The sequence below is a fragment of the Pseudovibrio sp. Alg231-02 genome (genome assembly GCF_900143565.1).
In the GTDB taxonomy this organism is placed as follows: Bacteria; Pseudomonadota; Alphaproteobacteria; order Rhizobiales; family Stappiaceae; genus Pseudovibrio.
Genome location: NZ_FREX01000005.1, coordinates 207,627 through 228,453 on the forward strand (window position 1 = coordinate 207,627; position 20,827 = coordinate 228,453).

A 20,827-nucleotide genomic window follows, 5' to 3' on the forward strand; every position below is an offset into this window, starting at 1 on the left:
GGAAATTAAGTGAGAGATAACAGATCTAAAAACATAACTTATTCATGGATTTAACTCAAAAACAAATACACGCATTACTTGTTGAGTACAGATACAATCTAAAATAAATCTAATTACATACTAGTTATTATTTACATGAAGTGCAAAACGCACTCGTTTTAGGTGATTTGCATTTCGCATCAAAAGACAACCAAGCAAGGCAAGCCCCCCAAAACTCAAAGGCCACCGCGAGGAGCACTCAAAAATGAGCAGTCCTCTCAACCTAGCGAAGCGAGTCGATTTAGAGAGTTAGCCAACGAGAAGAACCATACACGTCATGGCGAGTGTAAAAAAACCAAACATCTTCAAGTCTTTATGATCTTCGATACTTCCACGAGAACTGACCATGACGAAACTCCAAACGCAATACAAGATGCCGCTTAGATAAGCGCGGCATAGTAAACATAGAGTTTCAATGAGGCAGTTTCACGATCACCAAACTGCCTTTTGGTTTCAAATGGCAGTTACTCAGGGTTCGCGCACAGCCCGTCCACTGACACCAGCCGCTCACCCGGAGGCGGCGCACTCTCACGAATTCGCAGCTTAGGCTCGATTAGCGTCAGTTCATTACTGAGCTTTTCGCCATTCATCTGTGAAAGCATGAGTTCTGCAGCATTCACACCAATGGTTCCGGCCCCATTGTCCACAGTGGTCAGGGCTGGTGTTCTATTTTCCGTACCCTCGGTGTCATCGTAACCAACAATTGCCAGGCCCGGCCCCGGCTCAACGCCAAGTCGCCGAACAGCACTCATTACACCCAGTGCCACAAGGTCGTTGAAACACACCACAGCCGTTGGTCGAGGATCCGTCTGCACAATCTGCTTGGCAATGGATCGGCCATCATCCTGCGTCATCAACTCAGGAATATCCAACTGCTCATCCGCATTGATCCCCGCATCCTCAAGCGCTGAGCGCCAGCCGCGGTTCCGGTCGCGTCCGGCAGAACTGCCACGCCGGCCACCAACCATTGCGATCTGGGTATGCCCTTGCTCAATCAGATGTTTTGTAATGCGGTAGGACCCAAGGAAGTCATCTCCGCGAACGCAAGGCGCATCCGCCCCGGCCACATCGCGGCAAACCAGCGTGACTGGCACTCCTTGCCGCACAATGGAGTTGATGTCCTTGTCAGTCGTGCCAACCGAAGCGCACAGAATAAGCCCATCAACCCGATGCTGCAGCAGCGTATCGGTGAAATGCTTCTGCCGCTCGACAATATCGCGGTGATTACAAATCAGAATGGTCTTGTTGTGCAGCGCCAGAGTTTCTTCCAGCCCACGAAACACCTCAGCAAAATAGGGATTGAGAATATCGTGAACCGCCACCCCAATCATATTGGATTGAGATGTCCGCAAAGATGCAGCTGACCGATTATAGATATAGCCCACTTCCTCAGCATAGGCTTTCACCCGTGCTTTCGTGGCTTTAGCGATCAAAGGGGAATCTCTCAAAGCCAAAGAAACCGTAGCCGTCGAAACGCCCAGTTTCTCAGCAAGATCTCCTAATCTCAATGGTTTACCTGTGCCGCTCAATGCCGATGTCCTCGCATATCCAGCCGGATCCAGTTTGTATTCTTAAGCACTTATGCACAGCAACATTAGAAAATAGCAATACTCCACACTGCCAACAAAGAGAATTCATTATGAATTCTCAAGTTTTAGCCACTTGCCAAACCCATCAAACATGCTGATATTTTTTAGCGAAATACATAAGCAAATGACAGGTTTCGAGAAAATGTATTCAGACTTCAAATTATTGGCCCAGTACAACACCTGGATGAATGCAAGGCTTTACGAATGCGCGGAGCAGCTGAGCGATGCGCAACTCAAAGAAAACCGCGGTGCGTTCTTCAAATCAGTCTTCGCGACCTTCAATCATATCGTGGTGGGAGATCTGGCCTGGCTGCGCCGTTTCGCAAAGCATTCCCAAACATATGAGAGCCTGCAGCAACTTGATCAGTTTCCAGTGCCAACAGCACTCACATCCATTCCGTACGACAGCTGGTCAGACCTGAAGGCTGCACGGCAAAAGCTGGACGCAATCATTGAAGAATTTGCAGGGGACATCACCGTCACCCAAGCGGAGAACGCTCTCACCTATGCCAACATGAAAGGCATTCCTGCAACGAAAAACTTTGGGGACTTGGTGCTGCATTTCTTCAACCACCAAACCCACCACAGAGGGCAGATAACAACCCTTCTCACTCAGTTTGGACTGGAAACACCAGATACAGACCTGCTGTTCCTCTGCCAGGACGCTTAAATCAATAAAAAATCATTGGCCTGTGTTTAACGCAGGCCTTGCGCCTTCAGCTTAATCAGCAGCTTCCAGCTCTACCTTCTTCGCAGCCTGCTCTTGCGCAGTTTTATCTTCGTTCTCCAGCTCATCTTCCAAATCCGGATCATCTTCAAAGCTGGCAGACAGGTTCTTCTCAACCTGACGCAACAAGCGACGAAGCTTCTTGCGGTCTTTGTCATCCATACCTGCAAGCGCTTCTTTCTCAAGACGCTTCCATGCACGATCTACCAGCAAAATCCGGTCACGACCTTCTTCACTCAGGAACACGCGCGCAAGCCTGCCGTCTGTTTCCGAAATGCGGCGGAAAACAAGCCCTTGAGCTGTCAGGCGTGTCACCATTTTTGTCACGGTTGGCGGCTGAACCCCAAGCGCCAGAGCCAACTGGCTCATGGTCTTGCCATCAGTCTCGCTCAAAACTTTCAGAACAGCTTCCTGCCCCGGATGCAATCCGATGCGCGAAAGGTGTGCCCCAGAACGCGCCCGCTGCGCCTTCGCTGCTTGCGCAAGACGAAATGTCGTGCTTTTTTTAAAATTAAAACCCATGGTCTGGCTAATCTCGCTGCTGTCCCGATCAACGTAAAACGCCCGAAAAAAGGCGCCGTACAGCAGTGATAGCCGCCGAATATATAACTCAGATGACAGTTCGATAATTATTTAGTGACCTAATGAGATTTCTTAGGTGTTTAAGCTCTTTAGTTCTACTCAGTGGGATTTTTGAGGTTACGCGGATACTTTTATCCGGTGTCCCATCGCTCGCTCCAACGCATCCACCGCTTCACGGCAGTACGACGCGTATTGTGATTCCATACGGTAGTTCAGCGAGCGTGGGTAAGAAGCATCCAGCGCCATATCATGGGTAATTCGCCCCGGCGTAGCGGCCATAACCACAATACGGGAAGACAGAAACACACTCTCATAAACAGAGTGCGTCACGAACAGGATCGTCCAGTCATGGGTGGATTTCAGCTCAAGCAGATCATCATTCAGCTTGTTACGGGTGATCTCATCCAGCGCTGCGAACGGCTCATCCATCAGCAACAGCTTCGGCTTGGTCACAAGAGCACGAGCGATGGAAACCCGCATCTTCATGCCGCCAGAAAGTTCAGAGGGCATGTACGCTGCGAAACTGGAAAGCCCGACCATCTCCAGCGCGTCTTCAACGCGATCCTTCGCATCACGCTTGGAAACACCCTTCACCTTCAACGGCCAATAGACATTCTCAAAGGTATTCGCCCAAGGCAGCAAGGTCGGTTCCTGAAAAACAAACCCAACCTCACCCTGTCCAGACCGGATAATCTCGCCCGAGCTTGGCTCCTCCAACCCGGAAATGAGCCGCAGAATAGTAGACTTCCCACACCCTGACGGCCCCAGAATACTCAAAAACTCCCCCGCCCGCACATCAAGACTAAACCCATCGATAGCGGTGGTGCCATTTTCGAAGGTCTTAGAGATGTTGTTTAGGGACAGGAGGGGGGAGTTCATTATCTTTCCTTGAGTTAAGATTGAACACAAAACCCGAGCATATCGGGTTTCAATGCACAAACGGCTCAATAACTTTCAAACTTCAAGCAAAACTCTGATGCCACGATCACAAACCTTCAAGAGAATAAAGAGATATCATCATCTATATAGAAGGCAAGCAATAGGCATTCAGATCGATTTAATTCCAGAAAGTGGTCATATCACCTCTAACTACTTTCTTGCAGTCTCTGACATCATTGCCCCCCGGTGCAACATCTGCACCACAAGCTGACGAATTTCCCGCTACTCCAAGATATTGATGTGTCCATCCCACGAGACTATTTTTATCATTAGTTAATCCATATTCTGAGCGCAAAAGCTTGTTCGAGGCAGAAACAGCTGCATTCATATTTTTCTTTACATCATCCGGACCCGCTGCAGCTGAAGCTTGAACCATCTGCTCACAGAATGCGCCAATAGAAAGCATTTTTCCGCTGTGTGAAACACTGGTCGCCACACTCCAAAGATTATCTAAAACCCCAAGTCTAAAATCAGAAAGATACTTCGCCGCATTTTTTGCCAGCGGAACACCTCCTGGATAGTCAGGGGACAGATACTCAAAGTCCTTACCAGTAGTATATTTAGCGCTGCTAAAGTCTGAGCTCCCTGCGCCCGCAAAATATCCCCCCAAAATCCAGCCAATAATTGCACCAGTATTACTAAATCTGGTTTCGTTTTTTAGGACGGATAAAATACTATCAGTTTCCAAAGTATCCGGGGTACCAACTTTCTCAGCTGCAGATTTGCAAGAAAAAAACAGTACTCTTTTTAATGAATCAGTCTGACCCACCCTTGCTGTGTTTAGGCGTGTAGCAAATTGTTGGGTTGTCATACCAGCAATTTGATTGCAGTTACCGTGTGTCGAAACGACCAACTTTTCCAGATCTTTAAATGAAGTATTGCCTTCAAGCTGATAAATTTGTCCATCAGCCCTCATGTAGAAAACATTGTCGGTACCTAACTGATCTTGGCTCCAAATCAAATTTCTGGAGTTTGTGAAACGGTCGCAGAAGCTAGTGGTAATAAGCACACCATTCGCAGCCCCAGCCTCACCAGCCATCACCCCAGCCAGCGCCAGAGCAACGCCACCAAGTAGTCCTTTTCGTGTCTTTCTGGAAAACATAATCGGCTTCTCCTTCTTATTGTTAGCCAACAAGAAGGACGAGGCACAGCTCTTCACGTGAGCCATCAGCCCCAACAGCCAATCACCAGAGTAAACGCCTCCCTACCCACTACCTCTGAAAAACCGGAGCATCCTGTTCCTTCCCCCATGACGTCCGCGCTTCAACACGTTACTCTGCACGCAAGACAACAAGCACCGGAAAACCACATGAGCGCCCTGCCCCGCCGTTTTTGGCATGAGATGACAACAACTGACTTCTCGAAGAGTGACACCAGCGAGTGGATCGCGGTGTTGCCGATTGCGGCGATTGAGCAGCATGGCCCGCACCTGCCGGTCTATACCGACACCTGCATCGCAGAGGGGCAAGTCGCTCGCACGGTTGAGCTGTTGCCCGATGATCTACCAGTCACATTCCTGCCCGTTCAGGCCGTCGGCAAGTCAGACGAGCATCACTCATTCCCGGGCACACTCAGCCTCACATGGGAAACTGCCGTCAAAGCCTGGATTGAGATCGGGGAATGTGTTGCCAGAGCAGGCATCCGCAAGCTGGTGCTGGCCAACTCCCACGGCGGCAACTCACCGCTGATGGACATCATCACCCGCGAGCTGCGCCTTAAGCACAACATGCTGGCCGTGGAATCCAGCTGGCTCCGCTTCGGCCAACCAGAAGGCCTCTATGCTGAGGAAGAGTTCACCTACGGTATTCACGGCGGAGATATCGAAACCTCCATCATGCTCTCCTTACGTCCTGATCTGGTACGCATGGATCAGGCGATAGACTTCACCTCTACCCAAACCGACCACATCAACAAAGATGCCTACCTGCGGGCCCATGGCCGCCATCAATATGGCTGGATGAGTGAGGACCTGAACAAGACCGGCGCCCTCGGTAATGCGGTGCTCGCCACAGCGGAGAAAGGTCAGGCATCCCTCACACACGCCTCGCAGGAGTTCATTAAACTCCTGCGCGATGTGCAGAGATTTGACGTCTCATCCTTCACCAAGAATTAACTAGAGCCTGAATTAATCACATAATTTCAATGCGGTAACACCTCATAAAAAATTCCTCTTGCTATAAATTGTCATTTATGACAGTTTATTCAAAACAAACACATGAGGTTGGCAATGAAGATCTGTCTCATCAAAGCATCTGCACCGAGCTATTTTAAAGATTACAAGAAAGCGCGTGGAGGCCCGCCTCAGTCCATCTTTTCAGCTGCGGCAGCAACCCCCCACCATTTTCAGCTGGAGATGCATGACGAAACCATCAAGATGGTCGATCCCCGCAAGGTGACTGCCGACCTCGTGGTGCTTTTCTTCGCAACCCCGGATGCCAACCGAGGCTACGAGCTCGCCTCAGCTTTCTCGGAAAAAGGCAGTCAGGTTGTGATCGGCGGCCTCCACGCCACCTTCATGCCAGAAGAAGCCAGCGAATATGCAGATGCGGTGATGACAGGCGAATGTGAAAACGTCTGGGATGAGTTGCTACAGGATGCGCAAAACCGCAGCCTCAAGCCGAGATACACCGGCACCTACGCCGACATGTCCAAGCTTAACCCATATCCGCGCCATCTCATCACCGCAGAGCAGTATGGCTGGGAATGGTCCGTGCTGGTCAGTCGCGGCTGCAAACACCACTGCAGCTTCTGCCTCATCCCCGGCATGCTTGGCAAAACCCGCTATCGCCCAATCCCCGACATAATCAATGAGATTTCCGAAATGGAAACCGATTGGGTCGAACTTCACGCCGACCACCTGACGGAGGATCGCGAATACGCTTTGGAATTATTCAAAGCATTAGAAACGCTCAAGATTAGATGGGCAGGCGAAACCACTATTCGCATAGCAGATGATCCGGAACTTCTGGAAGCCGCAGCAAGGTCCGGCGCGAAGTACTTGCTCATTGGAATAGAAACCCCGTCCAAGGCAGCACTCAAGCGTGCAGGCAAGGGTTTTGTAAAACCTGAAAACTTAAAATCTCAAATTTCTAACATTCATACACATGGAATTATTGTCGACACCACGGCTATTTTTGGCTTCGACGAGCATACACCAGAAATTTTCATCGAAACCGCCAAGTTCTATCATGACATAGGGGTAGATATTACCGCACCGGCCATCGCCATCCCCTTCCCCGGCTCCCGCTTCTACAAACAGCTGAAAGAGGAGGACAGATTGCTCTCTGACAATTGGGGAGAATTTGATGGTGCCCATGCGGTCTACCAGCCAAAAAACATGTCCTGTGAAGAGCTTGAGGCAGGTGCAGAAGAATTCTCGCAGCATTTTTACTCAATGTCGCGGTCAGCTTCGAGAAAACTTCGTCAGATAAAAGATTTCGGGTTGGCAACCACGCTTCAGATTACGTGATTGCCAGCGCCTCATACCATAGGAAGGATGGCTAAGCCTAAAGGATCCCAACCCTTAAACTTTACCGTCCAATTAAGGAGAGCTTAGAACAGTTTAACTGTCTCTACAGCTCTCCTTTTTCCAAAATTTCGCCCCACAAAGACGCATCAAATCCAAGCAAAAGCTGTTTTCCACCAATAATAAGTGGCCTTTTAATTAATGAAGTTTCCTGTGCCATTAAGGCGATAGCGCTAGCCTGGTCCGTGACACCAGCCTTGGTTTCATCATCTAATTTGCGCCATGTGGTACCGCGTTTATTCAAAACAACGTCCCAACCGAATCGTTCACAGGCCTCTATCAGTGCATTTTCATCTGCACCATCTTTCTTGTAATCGTGAAAATTGTAGTTGATTTTAGATTCATCCAGAAGTTTACGAGCCTTGCGAACACTGTCGCAATTGCGAATACCATACATAATCAACAAGATCAGAACCCTTCATTTCCTCATCATTAGATGAAATATACTCATCTTAACGTTAGTGCGTCTCTCAACTGACGCGCATTAAACCGCAAGAAATACATCCCTTAGCACCTGAATACGCTATGAAATTGCGCTGCGCCCACATTAATTCCTCGTTTCAACTACGCAATGCCCCCTAGACGCATTCATTCATATGGGTAATATCACTAAGACGCCAGAATCCGCCTAATAAGTGGTCGGCGAAACCAGAGGGGCCCTGCAGAACAATTAATTTTCTGCATGAGGGGAAAAGGGGAGTTAATTTAGAATGCGTTTAAAGATTGCATCCGCTGCATTGGCAATGACGCTTGCTGCTGGAACTCAGGTAAATGCTGAAACGCTGAAGTTCGCATTTCAAGGTACATACAATCAGCTAGATCCATACAGCTTGAACGAAACATTCACCATGGCCATGCACGGCAATGTGTATGAAGGTCTCGTTCGCCGTACAGCTGATCTCCAGATCGAGCCTGCACTTGCAGAAAGCTGGGAAGTTATTGAACCAACCCGCTGGCGCTTCCACCTGCGCAAGGGCGTAAAGTTCCACAACGGCAACGACTTCAATGCTGACGACGTGGTTTTCTCTGCAAACCGTGTTCGCGCTGAAGGCTCTGACCTGACAACCCGTATCGCAGCGGACGTCAAGGTTGAGAAAGTAGACGACTACACCGTTGATTTCGTCCTGACAGGCGTAAACCCTATCCTGCACTCCGAGTGGTCCACTTGGTACATCATGGATAAGGAATGGACTGAAGCAAACAACGCTGTAAAAGTGACAAGCGCTTCTGACACCAATCCAAACTATGCATCTTTGAACACAAACGGCACCGGCCCGTTCAAGATTGCAACGCATGAGCCAGGCGTAAAAACCACTTTCACCGTAAACGACGGCTGGTGGGACCAGAAAGTACACAACCTGACTGGCGTTGAGTTCACTCCAATCGGATCTGATGCAACCCGCGTTGCAGCTCTTCTTTCCGGTGAGCTGGACATGGCGTTCCCGATCCCGGTACAGGACATCAAACGCGTGGACAGCAATGCAGGCACATCTGCACTGACCGGTCCTGAGCTGCGCACCATCTTCCTTGGCTTCGACCAGAAGCGTGATGAGCTGACCTACTCCAACATCAAAGGCAAGAACCCGTTCAAGGACGTTCGCGTTCGTAAGGCGTTCTATCAGGCAATTGACGTTGATGCGATCAAAGCGAAAATCATGCGTGGTCTGTCCGAGCCTGCTGCTCTGATGATCTCACCATTCCTGTTCGCAAACTCCGGTGACTTCTCCCGCTACCCGTACGATCCGGCTGCTGCAAAGGCACTTCTCGCAGAAGCAGGTTATGCAGACGGCTTTGAAGTTGGCATGGACTGCCCCAATGATCGCTACGTCAACGACGAAGCAATCTGTCAGGCAACTGCAGCATTCCTTGCGCGCGTAGGCATCAAAGTAAACCTGAATGCACAGCCTAAAGCGAAGTACTTCGCTAAGATCCTGGCATCTGGCGGCTTTGACACGTCCTTCTACATGCTCGGTTGGACCCCAGGTTCATTCGACAGCTACAACGTTCTGCTCAACCTCAACAACTGTCGTGATGACAAAGGTGCTGGCGGACCATTCAACCTCGGTGGTTACTGTAACCCACGTGTTGATGAGCTGACAAAAATGGTTCTCTCCGAAAACGACGAAGAGAAGCGTAACAGCATGATCTCCGAAGCCTACACAATCCTGAACAACGAAGTATCTCACATTCCACTGCACCAGCAGGGTCTGGCTTGGGGTGTATCCGACAAGGTTACTCTGAAGCAGCGTGCGGATAACGAGTTCCACTTCAAGTTTGTAGTGAAGAACTAAGTCTACGGCTTAGCCAACAAAATAATAGCCCGGCGCCCTAGGCGCCGGGCGCCTCTATTCTCAGGAACAACTATAAAACACCATGTTTGGCTTTATTTCCCGGCGTATCGCCATGGCTCTCGTGGTCATGTTTGTCGTAGCCTTAATCTCCTTCCTGCTCTTCCGCTTTGTTGGAGATCCTGTAAACCAGATGGTGGGCATTGAGACCACCCCGGAACAGCGTGAAGCCTTGCGCCAGCGCCTCGGTCTGAACGACCCTGTTCTCGTTCAGTTTTTCCGTTATGTCCTGGGCGCAATCCAGTTTGACTTCGGTAACTCCTACCAGTTCAAGCAGCCTGTGGCAGACCTGATTGGTCGCCGTCTGCCTGCAACTCTGGAACTGTCCTTCGCCTCTGCAATTTTTGCATTGCTGCTGGGTATTCCAATGGGCGTTTACACAGGTCTGAACCGCGATTCCTGGCTCTCAAAGATGTTCCTGTCGGTATCTCTTGTAGGTATCTCTCTGCCAACATTCTTTATCGGCATCCTGTTTATCTTCTTCTTCTCGGTCACATTGCAGTGGCTGCCAAGCTTTGGCCGCGGCGAGGTCGTTGCCCTGGGGTCTTTCTGGGACACAGGCTTCCTGACCATCAGCGGTCTGAAGGCCATCATCCTGCCGGCAATTACGCTTGGGCTGTACCAGATGACCCTCATCATGCGCCTGATCCGCGCTGAGATGCTGGAAGTGATGCGGACCGACCACATCAAGTTCGCCCGCGCCCGCGGTTTGCCGAACCGGTCTGTCTATTACATCCACGCCCTCAAAAACACGATGGTCCCTGTGATCACCATCACCGGTCTGCAGCTCGGCTCCATCATCGCCTTCGCGATTATCACCGAGACCGTGTTCCAGTGGCCGGGCATGGGCATCCTCTTCCTGCAAGCCGTGCAGAACGTGGATATTCCGATCATGGCAGCTTACCTGCTGCTCACCGCTTTCATCTTCGTGTTCATCAACCTCATCGTAGACATTCTCTACGTCGTGATTGATCCACGCCTGCGCACCGAACGCGGCCGCGCATAAGAAACGGTAAGGATAATAATCATGACAGATAACACACCAACCGTTTCCGGCAGTGAGGCTTCAGAAGCCCCGCGCTCCGCAATGGCCCGCTTCCTCGACAGCGACTTGCTGCACAGCTTCCTCAGCTCCAAGGTGACAGTCCTCGCGGCTTTCACCACGGTAGTGCTGATGCTCGCAGCCCTGTTTGCTCCGCTCGTCGCACCGTTCAACCCGTTCGATCTGGCTCAGATCAGCATCATGGACGCACGCATTCCGCCGATTGGTATGGAATGGTCCGACCCACGCTACCTGCTGGGCACAGATGATCAGGGCCGCGATCTGCTCTCTGGCATCCTGTATGGAATGCGTATTTCTCTGGCAGTGGGCTTCCTGTCTGTGGCATTTGCCGCAGTCCTCGGCATCTCCCTCGGCCTGATTTCCGGTTATGTCGGTGGCCGCACAGACGCGATCATCATGCGTATCGCTGAAGTCCAGCTTACCTTCCCGGCCATCCTGCTGGCATTGCTCATCGACGGCATTGCAAACGGCATCTTTGGTAACATCGATCGTGAGACCTGGGCAATCTGGATTCTAACGTTCTCCATCGGCCTGTCATTCTGGGTGCAATACGCACGTACAGTTCGTGGCTCTACATTGGTGGAGAAGAACAAAGAGTATGTTCAGGCCGCCCGCGTCATTGGCATTCCGGCATGGATCATCATGATCCGCCACGTGCTGCCAAACGTGCTTGGTCCGGTTCTGGTTATTGCAACCATCAACCTTGCTCTGGCGATTATCACAGAAGCAACCCTCTCCTTCCTTGGCGTTGGTGTTCCATCAACACAGCCATCTCTGGGCACCCTGATCCGCATCGGCAACGACTTCCTGTTCTCAGGTGAGTGGTGGATCGCGATCTTCCCAGGTCTGGCGCTCGCGATCCTCGTGCTGGCAGTAAACCTGCTGGGCGACTGGCTCCGCGACGCTTTGAACCCGAAACTGCGCTAGGGAGGCCAGACCATGAGCATCTTAGATATTCGCGGCCTCACTGTTGAGTTTCCGAGCCGCAAAGACGTCTTCACGGCGTCCCGTAATGTCAATCTTTCCGTAGACGCCGGTAAAATCCTCGGCGTGGTTGGAGAGAGTGGCGCAGGCAAGTCCACCGTTGGCAACGCCGTCATCGGTCTTCTGGAAAATCCAGGCCGGATTGCCGAAGGTGAAATCCACCTCGACGGCAAACGTATCGACAACCTCGCGGCTGAAAGCATGCGCAAACTGCGCGGCAAGCGCATTGGCATGATCTTTCAGGATCCGCTAACCTCTTTGGATCCACTCCAGACCATCGAGTTCCAGCTGGTCGAAACCATCCGCCTGCACCTGCCGCTCTCCAAGACAGAAGCTCGCGCCCATGCGGTTGATCTGCTGGATCAGGTTGGCATTCCAAATCCGGAAGAACGCATTGCGCAATACCCGCACCAATTCTCCGGTGGTATGCGCCAGCGTGTGGTGATCGCTCTCGCTCTTTGCGCAGACCCGGAAGTTGTCATCGCAGATGAGCCAACAACCGCGCTTGACGTTTCCATTCAGGCTCAGATCCTGAAGCTGATGAAGCGTCTGTGTGAAGAGAAAAACGTGGCGATGGTCGTCATCACCCACGACATGGGTGTGATCGCAGATCTCACCGACCACGTTGCGGTGATGTACCGGGGTGATCTGGTTGAATACGGCGAATCCAAGCAGGTACTGGGCGCTCCAAAGCACCCGTACACTCAAAGCCTGATCGCCGCCGTTCCGCGTCCGGACGTAAAAGTACACCGCTTCCCGCAGGTCGATTACATTGAAGGCTCAGCAAAGCCCTTCAAGCAAATCGACATCGGCACCCACTGGCTGGGCAAGGCGCGTGACTACAAATCTGTCGATGGCCCACTGCTCGATGTTAAAGACATCACCATGAAGTTCCTCACCAAGGACGCATGGATTTCTAAAAACAGGCAGTACTTCACCGCTCTGGATAAAGTCAGCTTTGACATCCATGCAGGTGAAACCTTTGGCCTCGTGGGCGAAAGTGGTTCCGGTAAATCAACCATGGCCCGCGTCATCACTGGTCTTTACCACCCGGCAGGCGGCACCGCCCACTTTGCAGGACAGGAACTGACCAGCCTGAAAGACAAGAAGCAGGTTCTGGCGATGCGTCGCCAGATGCAGATGATCTTCCAGGATCCGTTCTCCTCCCTGAACTCCCGCATGCGTGTGCGTGATATTGTGGCTGAACCAATCAAGTTCCACAAACTCGCCAGCACCAACAGCGAAGTGAACCAGATCGTTGATGACCTTCTGGAGCACGTCGGCCTAGGCATCGCAGCGGCAGCCAAGTTCCCGCACGAGTTCTCCGGTGGTCAGCGCCAGCGCATCTCCATTGCCCGCGCCTTGGCGACACGCCCTCGCTTCTTGGTTTGTGATGAACCAACTTCCGCGCTGGACGTATCCATTCAGGCACAAATCCTCAACCTGCTCAAAGACTTGCAGGACGAGCTGGGCCTCACCATGCTGTTCATCAGCCACGACCTCGCAGTCATCCGCCAGATGTGTAACCGCACCGGTGTTATGCGCCACGGCCAGCTTCTGGAAGTTGCTGATACCGAAGACCTCTTCGACAAACCTCAACACGCTTACACTAGGGAGCTCCTCTCCCTGATGCCAAGCATGGACGGCCTGTCCCGCCAAAATCTGGAAGAAGAACTGGCCTAACACCACTCACATTCTAAAGACCACAAAGGGCCCCCAGCGGGCCCTTTTCTTTTGCCTGCAGAACCGACAATCCAGCCACTTAAATGTGATGCACCAACCTACATCTCAGGCAAGCTCGAACCTTGAGTTCCATCCAAAAATCAAATATGGAATATTATTCGAATTATATTCCAGAATCAAAAAACGATAGAACCAACCTCATGCAACCTTCTGGCAAGCAGCAAAAAACCAGAGTTCGCGAAGAAGCAATTTTGGAGAAGGCGCGAGAAATCGCCATTGCTGAAGGAGTTAGCGCCCTGAAAATGCCAGAACTTGCCAAGCTATCGCAAGTCTCCGTCGGCACGCTCTATCGCCACTTCGAAAGCAAGCAGGACGTCGTAGCCGCACTGGCATCCCAAGCCCTTGATATCCGCCATCAAAAACTAAAATTAGTAATCGATCAATTTCAAGAGCCTGAAATGCGATGCCTCGGCGTGATCATGTTGGACTTTCTTTTCAACATCGCCCATCCAGACGTGTTCCAAATAGAAATGCAATGTGCCTCACCTTCTTTCTGGCAGGAAACTCATAATATCAGGCGTCACAATCATCAGATTGTAGCCTCAGATCTCTCTTCTTTTCTGGAAGGGCTCTGCTCAGAAATCTCTGGAACCACCACCGACCCCAAACACCTGACAACCGGTCTTTGGGCCTTCGTTTCAGGGATCTCGTTGGTTTGGTATGGCATGCCCCACGATCAGCCAGACAATCTGGAAGACGCCCTCGCCTTTCTCAGACCTCACCTCATGAATTTCATCAAAGGATACGGGCTGCCGTCCTCTAACACCCAGCAAACTCTAAACCAGCTCGAACAGCATTTTCTCGCAACAAAATCCCAATGGCTATGGACTCTGAAAGGAACAACAACAAATGACGTTCATTAAGCAATGTATGATCGCCGTTCTGTCACTATTTGGCGCGCAGTTCGCAGCTCAGGCAGAACCAACTCAGCCGGCCATTTACATGGTCACCCTGCACACAGCAAACTTCCCTGAGATGAAAGCTTTCTTCAAAGACAAAATGAAGATGAAACTGATCTCAGAAAATGGAGAGTTCGCGGAGTTCAAATCCAACGGCCTCAGGCTGTCACTAGCCAGTCATGAATACCTCAGTTCCTTCCTGAACGCTGAAACACTCAATGGAATCCGCACGGGTTCAGGACTGGGCATCGGCTTCAAATATGAAACCACAGCGCAGGTTGATACCGCTTACGATGCCCTCTTAGCCAACGGCGTTAAAAGCGTTGCTGCACCTGCGCAGCAGCCTTGGGGCGAATACACCGCCTTCTTTGCAGACCCCGACGGGAACGTTCACGAGCTGGTTGCCGACACCAAATAAAGCTAGCAATTCAGATACAAAGGGGCCCAAACGGCCCCTTTTCTTTTACCTGCACTCAGCGTGATAAGTTAACACCACGACACAACCTCTAATTCAATAGCGTTTAAACTCCCCAACAACCACTTCAGCTTGCATTACCTTAATAATAAAGCACTCAAGCACACGCGCAGTTTCGTTAAGAATACCCCTCTTAATCTCTGTGCGTCCACGAGGACTCAAAGCTACGAATGTGAACTTTTCCCGATCAAAGCAGGCTCAAAAATGAAGAAAACAACTGCTACCATTGCTGGCCTTGGTGCACTGGCTCTTTTCATCTCACCAGTCTTGGCCGACAATCACGACACAGGCCAACCCAAAGTCGAATTCTCTGACCTGTCTCTGGCCGATGGTTCACCAGATGACGGCACTTGCAAAACCCGTTATTCCAGCGGCTTTACTGCAACTCACAAAGACGACAAGGCCGACACAAGCCAGGATCAAGCAGCTTCCGAGGAAAACGATGGTGTTCTCATCGCAGAAACTGATGGCGTTATTGGCGAAGGTATCTTCACAATTTCCAACACCTACGAAATCGTCTTTGACGACAGCTCAGACGCCCCACCTGTCGAAGTGCAGATGTTTGCTTCAGGTCTAGTCGGTGACAACCCGATTACAGGCGTATTCTCTGACGGAACCTGCCGCGGGCACATCACTGTGCAACACGAAGACAAATCCTGACGTAGCATCTGACCACGTCCTCAAAGCCAAGCAAAAGCTTTGACCAAACAGAAAGCAAATACGGAGCTACGCCATTCATAAGTGGCGTGGCTTTTTTACATGATATCTTTACTACACGCTCCTCTTGCCCAACGGATACTGCTCCAAAAACCTAGGCTTTCTGCCAAATGATTGCGCTGTCAAACATTCGCCAAAGTTTCGATTATACATAGCAGGTTCGCGCCTTCTAACCCATGAACGAAGACTGTCATGTTCCTGCGCAACTCAATAATTGGAGTAACAAGTTTACTCCTCATATCTTTCCTGGGAATTATACATCCAATCGGTGACAGCTTGTCTGTTCTCCGGCTGCCTCTGGCCGTCTTGCTTGCAATTCTCACACTGTTTTCCTACCGCCAGCCCAAGTTGATGATCATCGGCTTTCTAGTCGCATCAATCAGCAGCGGAACAGTATTGTGGGCCGATCAGGGAGTGCGCGTTCCAGAGAATTATGATCTCGCGGTCTATCAAAAGAACCTGAGTTTCCGCGCCGGAGATCGCATGGATGTCCTGAATGACATCCTCATGCTACAGCCAGAGGTGATCACGCTTCAGGAAGTGCACAAAAGGCATCTTCCCCTCATCAACTCACTCAAAAAGCAGTATCCCTACCACATCGTTTGTCCGTTTACCGCCGTCGGTGCAGTCGCTGTGCTCTCACGCCTCCCCCTTGCTTCTGATGCTTATCGCTGTGAGATCGGCCTCGGCATAGCAGCACTGCACATCCAAAGCTCAGAGGGACCGCTCTGGGTGGTGTCTATCCATCAGCACTGGCCATGGCCGTTTCCTCAAGAGACACAAGCTGGGAAAATCATCTCGATCTTATCAGAGCTGGATGGACTGAAGATGATTGCTGGCGATTTTAACATGGTCCCGTGGTCGCACAATCTGGATGAATATACCGACGCCACAGACACTCAACTGGCCGGCCCATTTGAAGCAAGCTTCCTCTTCAAAGGCACCTATGCCATGCGCATTGACCACGTCCTCGCACCAAAGGGCGGAAAGACCTTTCTCCGCCCTTACTACGGCTCCGACCACCACGGTTTGTTTGCCCGCGTGGACCTGTAAGCGGTCTTACACCTTACGTGCGACTATGAAACGCCCCATGGGAGACGCCGGATAATTGCCAGTCTCAACAATCTTGAAGCCTGCCTGCTCAATCTGACGTCCCAATTCCACCTGCTTGAAGTAGGTCACATAGGGCGCATACCCAACAAGGCGCATCACATTGATCAGCCAGCGCCAGTAAAACGCGGAATCACCCAAACATGGCGTCTTGGAAATGAGCAATCCACCCGGCTTCACAAGTCGCTGTACCTGATTGATTGCATCAGCCGGACCTTTGATCAGATGAATCACGTTATACGCCATCACCACATCATAGGTCTTGCCATCAAGCACTGATCCACCTGCGGGAGCATGCACAAAACTCACATTCTCAACGCCGTCGTCCCACGCCTTTTCACGCCCAAACTCAATCATCTTGCCGGAAATATCGCTAGCGGTCATGTGCTTGACATGCTTGGCCAAAAGCATCGCCGTCGCCCCACTGCCACAGCCCAGCTCCAACACCTCTTGCTCCGGTGTGAGATAAGAACGGACACGGTCCATTGCCTTCTCATAGGAAGCAACGTCTTTCATTGATCGCGCCACATAACTCGGCGCATGCTTGTCCCAAAATCCTGCGGAATTCTGCATCGGAAACCCTCCATTTCCTGCAGTGTATCCATGCATATTATCAAAACAAATTGCCAAAATTCGCAGTTGAGGTATACAAATATGCATGAATTGGCAGAGCGTCTCATTCGACTGGAACCAGGCCCGCGCTTTCCTTGTCACAGCGGAGGAAGGCTCCCTTTCGGCTGCAGCAAGAGCCCTCGGCCTCACCCAACCCACACTGGGCAGGCAGGTCTCCGCGCTGGAAGAAGCGCTCGGCGTGACATTGTTCGAGCGTGTTGGCCGCTCACTCTCCCTCACGCAGGCCGGTTTTGAGCTGCTGGAGCATGTGAAATCCATGGGAGAGGCAGCCAACCGCATCTCATTGACAGCCTCCGGTCAGTCTCAGGAGATCGACGGAACCGTCTGCATCAGCGCAAGCGACACCGCCTCAGCCTTCATCCTCACACCCATTTTGAAGCAATTGCGCGAGATCGCACCCGGCATTCACGTGGAAATCATCGCCACCAACACCGTCAGTGATTTGCAGCAGCGTGAAGCAGATATCGCCATCCGCCATATCCGCCCGGAACAACCAGACCTGACCGCAAGACTTGTGAGGGAAACCACCGCACACTTCTATGCCAGCAAAACCTATCTGAACCGCAAGGGCCGCCCACAATCGGCCAATGACATGGCAAACCACGACTTCATCGCCTTCGACAGGCCAGACAAGTTCCTCAAGTACTTCACCGAGTCTGGCTTGCCACTCAAAGAAAGCAACTTCAAACTAACAACCGCAAGCGGGCTGGTGGGGTGGCAACTGGTCCGAAATGATCTTGGCATCATCGTCATGATTCAAGAGATCGCGGAAATGTTCCCGGAAATGGAACAGGTGCTGCCAAGCTTTGAGCCATTCGTCGTGCCCTTCTGGCTGGCAACCCACCGCGAACTGCACACCTCAAAGCGCATCCGCCTGGTCTTCGACCTTCTGGCGGACACGCTCTCAAGCAAACACTTACTAGGCTGATACAGGCTCTCCAGCCATCACATAATGCAGTTTCTTGAACTGCCGCCGCCAAGCAGAAACCTCAGGCAGATACTGCTCAGGTAGATCAGAGCGCAGCGCTGCTGCAATCAACCGCGCCATCTCACCTGCATGTTCCACACCAACACCCCAGCGCACCAGTTCAGGCGTTCCAATACGCAGCCCGTTCATATCGCCTTCCACCTCCGCAATCGGCAAGCCGATACCACAGGCAAGGAAACCAGCCTTACGGAGTTTCTTGGAAGCCGCCTGCCCACCACCGAAGGAAGCCGCCTCAACAGCAAACTGATGTGACTGCGTAAAGCCCTGCGCCTTGGCAAACACAGGAATGCCCTGCGCATCAAGCGCCTGTGCCAGTGCTTTTGAAAGGGCAATCATCTCAGCAGCATACGCTTGCCCATAGTCCCGCCAATCCAGCATGGTCACCGCCAGCGCAGCAGACTTCGCCGCATCAAAGTTGGCAGTCATACCGGGAAACGCGATGGCATCCATCCGCTCAATTAACTCAGCATCATTGGAGACAATCAGACCGCCCGCAGGCCCGCCAAGGCTCTTGTAGGTGCTCATGGTCATAAAATGAGCACCCTCTTCCAACGGATTCGCCCAGGCTCTGCCAGCAATGATCCCGCATTGATGCGCCGCATCAAACATCACCTTCGCACCCACCTCATCGGCGATCTCACGAATAGCGCGCACAGGATGCTCAAACAAGTTGAGGCTGGACCCGACTGTGATCAACTTCGGTTTTTCCGCTTTAGCAAGCTCACGAAGCCCCTCCACATCAATGGTATAACCATCCGCATTCACCGGAGCAGGCACAGTGCGCAAACCATAAAGCCCGGCACAGCCTGCAATGTGGTGGGTCACATGCCCACCAATGGAAGCTGGCGGCGCGATGATCGTATCACCCGGCTGACAGGTCGCCATAAACCCATAAAGATTAGCGATGGCTCCGGACGGCACACGGATCTCCGCATACTGCGCATCAAACACTTCCGCGCTCAACTCAGCCGCAATTACCTCAATCTCTTCAATAGCTTCCAACCCCATCTCGTATTTATCACCGGGGTAGCCAAGAGATGGACGAGAACCAATGCCAGAGGCCCAAAACGCCTCAGCCCTTGGGTTCATCACATTCGTTGCCGGGTTCAGATTGAAGCACTGCTCCTCATGAATTTCCCTGTTCTGAGATGCCAACGCATCCAACTGACCCAAAAGAACCGCAGAACTCTGAGCCTGCGTCCGCTGCGCAACCTCCTGCACCAGTGCTTCACAATGAGCCGGAACCCAATTTCGTTTCGCTAAAACCATCACAACCTCCCAATTGTTGAAAGGAGTGTGCGGACAGAAGGCTTGAGAGCGCAAACCAGAATATGTAATTATTGGCCTAGAAAAACTAAGGCTAATCCATGTCAGTCTCTCCCTCCCGCCCCAAAGGGCCACCTCTCAACGCCCTTCGTGCATTCGAAGCTGCCGCCCGCCTTGGTGGCTTTGCCAATGCAGCAGAAGAACTGAGCGTCACCGCAGGCGCTGTCTCCCAGCACATCAAGGCATTGGAGGAATGGGTCGGCGCGGACCTGTTCGAGCGCCGCTCTCAAGGCGTCCACCTGACAGAGCTGGGACAGGACATCGCCCCGCACTTCTCTAAGGCCTTCGATGAACTGGGCAACGCCGTCCGGCAATTACGAGCCAAAACCAGCCGCAAAACCATTCACATTGCCGCCCTGCCAAGCGTCGCCCAACTCTGGCTCTCTCCGCGTCTACCGAAGATCAGAGCAGCCCTGCCAGATACCAACATCTCTGTCATCGCACTGGAAACACCGCCCAATCTGGACCGCGAGATCTACGATCTCTCCATCTTCATCGGCAAACCCAAAAGCACAGCTCAAGAGCGCATCATCGCAGAGGATCTCATCACCCCGGTCTGCTCACCAGCAACAGCAAAAGGCCTGAAAAAACCGCAGGACCTTGAGACAGAAACCTTCCTCCACGATGTGATCTGGGCAGACGACTGGCAGGTCTGGGCCAACACAAACGCACCAACTCTGAATAGCTTGAGCGACGGCCCAAACTATTCCCTCTATGCCATAGCAATGGAAGAAGCGAAAAACGGTGCAGGCATCCTCATGGGTCACAAAGCCCTCGTCGAACCGTCTCTGAAGAAAGGTGACCTCCAAGCCCCTTTCATCCAGTGGCAAACAACCGGAAAATCCCTCATCCTGGAATGCGCCAGCCTACCAACCCCATCAAAAGAGATCACACAGATCATCTCACTCCTGCTGGCATAGCCTTTGAGCAGACACCGCTCGTTCCCATTACGTGACTATCCACAGAGCGCCTTTCCGCACTGAAAGGTCAGGGACAGGTCAAACTACGCAAAACCCTATGTGTTCCCTGCAAAAATGATCGGGCTGTGGTCACGGCTTCGATCAGGATCACAACACGACTACATCACATAGGAGAGCTTGCGTATTTACCCTCTCTACAACCACTTGACCCGCCCTCAC

20 protein-coding genes are annotated in these 20,827 nt (G+C 51.8%); 13 read left to right on the top strand and 7 right to left on the bottom strand.

Annotated features, from left to right (window positions below; all coding sequences use genetic code 11):
* Window positions 1-503: 503 nt before the first annotated feature.
* Window positions 504-1,568, bottom strand: a complete 1,065-nt coding sequence (locus tag DHN43_RS15285; protein ID WP_063290301.1) for a LacI family DNA-binding transcriptional regulator — start codon at window positions 1,566-1,568, stop codon at window positions 504-506.
* Between the two features lie 184 nt (window positions 1,569-1,752).
* On the opposite strand from DHN43_RS15285, the gene DHN43_RS15290 reads away from it, so the two are divergent.
* A complete protein-coding gene (locus DHN43_RS15290) occupies window positions 1,753-2,298 on the top strand; it encodes a DinB family protein (protein WP_208995437.1) in 546 nt (181 codons plus the stop codon).
* A 51-nt stretch (window positions 2,299-2,349) separates the two neighbouring features.
* Here the strand turns inward: DHN43_RS15290 and DHN43_RS15295 are convergent, their stop codons facing one another.
* The 3 genes from DHN43_RS15295 to DHN43_RS15305 form a co-directional block, all read right to left on the bottom strand.
* A complete protein-coding gene (locus DHN43_RS15295; protein ID WP_057461855.1) occupies window positions 2,350-2,877 on the bottom strand; it encodes a MarR family winged helix-turn-helix transcriptional regulator in 528 nt (175 codons plus the stop codon).
* A gap of 177 nt (window positions 2,878-3,054) precedes the next feature.
* Complete coding sequence (locus tag DHN43_RS15300) at window positions 3,055-3,816, bottom strand: ABC transporter ATP-binding protein (protein WP_108819149.1); 762 nt, start codon at window positions 3,814-3,816, stop codon at window positions 3,055-3,057.
* A 178-nt stretch (window positions 3,817-3,994) separates the two neighbouring features.
* Complete coding sequence (locus tag DHN43_RS15305) at window positions 3,995-4,978, bottom strand: hypothetical protein (RefSeq protein ID WP_159096863.1); 984 nt, start codon at window positions 4,976-4,978, stop codon at window positions 3,995-3,997.
* Between the two features lie 207 nt (window positions 4,979-5,185).
* Here DHN43_RS15305 and DHN43_RS15310 point away from each other — a divergent pair, with 207 nt between their 5' ends.
* On the top strand, window positions 5,186-5,989 hold the full coding sequence (locus DHN43_RS15310; protein ID WP_108819151.1) for a creatininase family protein: 804 nt from the start codon (window positions 5,186-5,188) through the stop codon (window positions 5,987-5,989).
* Window positions 5,990-6,229: 240 nt separating this feature from the next.
* Window positions 6,230-7,345 carry a B12-binding domain-containing radical SAM protein gene (locus DHN43_RS15315; RefSeq protein WP_208995438.1) on the top strand — a complete coding sequence of 372 codons (1,116 nt, stop codon included), beginning with the start codon at window positions 6,230-6,232 and terminating at the stop codon, window positions 7,343-7,345.
* Window positions 7,346-7,448: 103 nt separating this feature from the next.
* Here DHN43_RS15315 and DHN43_RS15320 read toward each other — a convergent pair whose 3' ends face one another.
* Window positions 7,449-7,799, bottom strand: coding sequence for an ArsC family reductase (locus DHN43_RS15320; protein WP_108819153.1), 351 nt, complete (start codon window positions 7,797-7,799; stop codon window positions 7,449-7,451).
* Between the two features lie 313 nt (window positions 7,800-8,112).
* Here DHN43_RS15320 and DHN43_RS15325 point away from each other — a divergent pair, with 313 nt between their 5' ends.
* The 8 genes from DHN43_RS15325 (at window position 8,113) to DHN43_RS15360 (ending at window position 16,684) form a co-directional block, all read left to right on the top strand.
* Entirely contained in the window at window positions 8,113-9,693 is a 1,581-nt protein-coding gene (locus tag DHN43_RS15325) for an ABC transporter substrate-binding protein (protein WP_057461861.1), read from the top strand.
* 82 nt (window positions 9,694-9,775) lie between these two features.
* Entirely contained in the window at window positions 9,776-10,756 is a 981-nt protein-coding gene (locus tag DHN43_RS15330; RefSeq protein ID WP_057461862.1) for an ABC transporter permease, read from the top strand.
* A gap of 21 nt (window positions 10,757-10,777) precedes the next feature.
* Window positions 10,778-11,740: an ABC transporter permease gene (locus DHN43_RS15335; RefSeq protein WP_063290307.1), complete on the top strand. Its 963-nt coding sequence runs from the start codon at window positions 10,778-10,780 to the stop codon at window positions 11,738-11,740.
* A 12-nt stretch (window positions 11,741-11,752) separates the two neighbouring features.
* Window positions 11,753-13,480 carry an ABC transporter ATP-binding protein gene (locus DHN43_RS15340; protein WP_063308231.1) on the top strand — a complete coding sequence of 576 codons (1,728 nt, stop codon included), beginning with the start codon at window positions 11,753-11,755 and terminating at the stop codon, window positions 13,478-13,480.
* A gap of 146 nt (window positions 13,481-13,626) precedes the next feature.
* Complete coding sequence (locus DHN43_RS15345) at window positions 13,627-14,403, top strand: TetR/AcrR family transcriptional regulator (RefSeq protein ID WP_108819154.1); 777 nt, start codon at window positions 13,627-13,629, stop codon at window positions 14,401-14,403.
* Window positions 14,390-14,857, top strand: a complete 468-nt coding sequence (locus DHN43_RS15350) for a VOC family protein (protein WP_057461865.1) — start codon at window positions 14,390-14,392, stop codon at window positions 14,855-14,857. The genes DHN43_RS15345 and DHN43_RS15350 overlap by 14 nt, the downstream gene beginning before the upstream one ends.
* Before the next feature lie 261 nt (window positions 14,858-15,118).
* Window positions 15,119-15,574, top strand: coding sequence for a hypothetical protein (locus tag DHN43_RS15355; RefSeq protein WP_108819155.1), 456 nt, complete (start codon window positions 15,119-15,121; stop codon window positions 15,572-15,574).
* A 333-nt stretch (window positions 15,575-15,907) separates the two neighbouring features.
* Window positions 15,908-16,684, top strand: coding sequence for an endonuclease/exonuclease/phosphatase family protein (locus tag DHN43_RS15360; RefSeq protein ID WP_208985897.1), 777 nt, complete (start codon window positions 15,908-15,910; stop codon window positions 16,682-16,684).
* Window positions 16,685-16,690: 6 nt separating this feature from the next.
* Here the strand turns inward: DHN43_RS15360 and DHN43_RS15365 are convergent, their stop codons facing one another.
* On the bottom strand, window positions 16,691-17,314 hold the full coding sequence (locus DHN43_RS15365) for a class I SAM-dependent methyltransferase (RefSeq protein ID WP_108819156.1): 624 nt from the start codon (window positions 17,312-17,314) through the stop codon (window positions 16,691-16,693).
* Between the two features lie 85 nt (window positions 17,315-17,399).
* On the opposite strand from DHN43_RS15365, the gene DHN43_RS15370 reads away from it, so the two are divergent.
* Window positions 17,400-18,302: a LysR family transcriptional regulator gene (locus DHN43_RS15370; protein WP_108819157.1), complete on the top strand. Its 903-nt coding sequence runs from the start codon at window positions 17,400-17,402 to the stop codon at window positions 18,300-18,302.
* On the opposite strand, the gene glyA is transcribed toward DHN43_RS15370, so the two are convergent.
* Window positions 18,294-19,631 carry a serine hydroxymethyltransferase gene (gene glyA, locus DHN43_RS15375; protein WP_108819158.1) on the bottom strand — a complete coding sequence of 446 codons (1,338 nt, stop codon included), beginning with the start codon at window positions 19,629-19,631 and terminating at the stop codon, window positions 18,294-18,296. The genes DHN43_RS15370 and glyA overlap by 9 nt on opposite strands.
* A gap of 98 nt (window positions 19,632-19,729) precedes the next feature.
* Here glyA and DHN43_RS15380 point away from each other — a divergent pair, with 98 nt between their 5' ends.
* Window positions 19,730-20,608: a LysR family transcriptional regulator gene (locus DHN43_RS15380; RefSeq protein ID WP_108819159.1), complete on the top strand. Its 879-nt coding sequence runs from the start codon at window positions 19,730-19,732 to the stop codon at window positions 20,606-20,608.
* Window positions 20,609-20,827 lie beyond the last annotated feature (219 nt).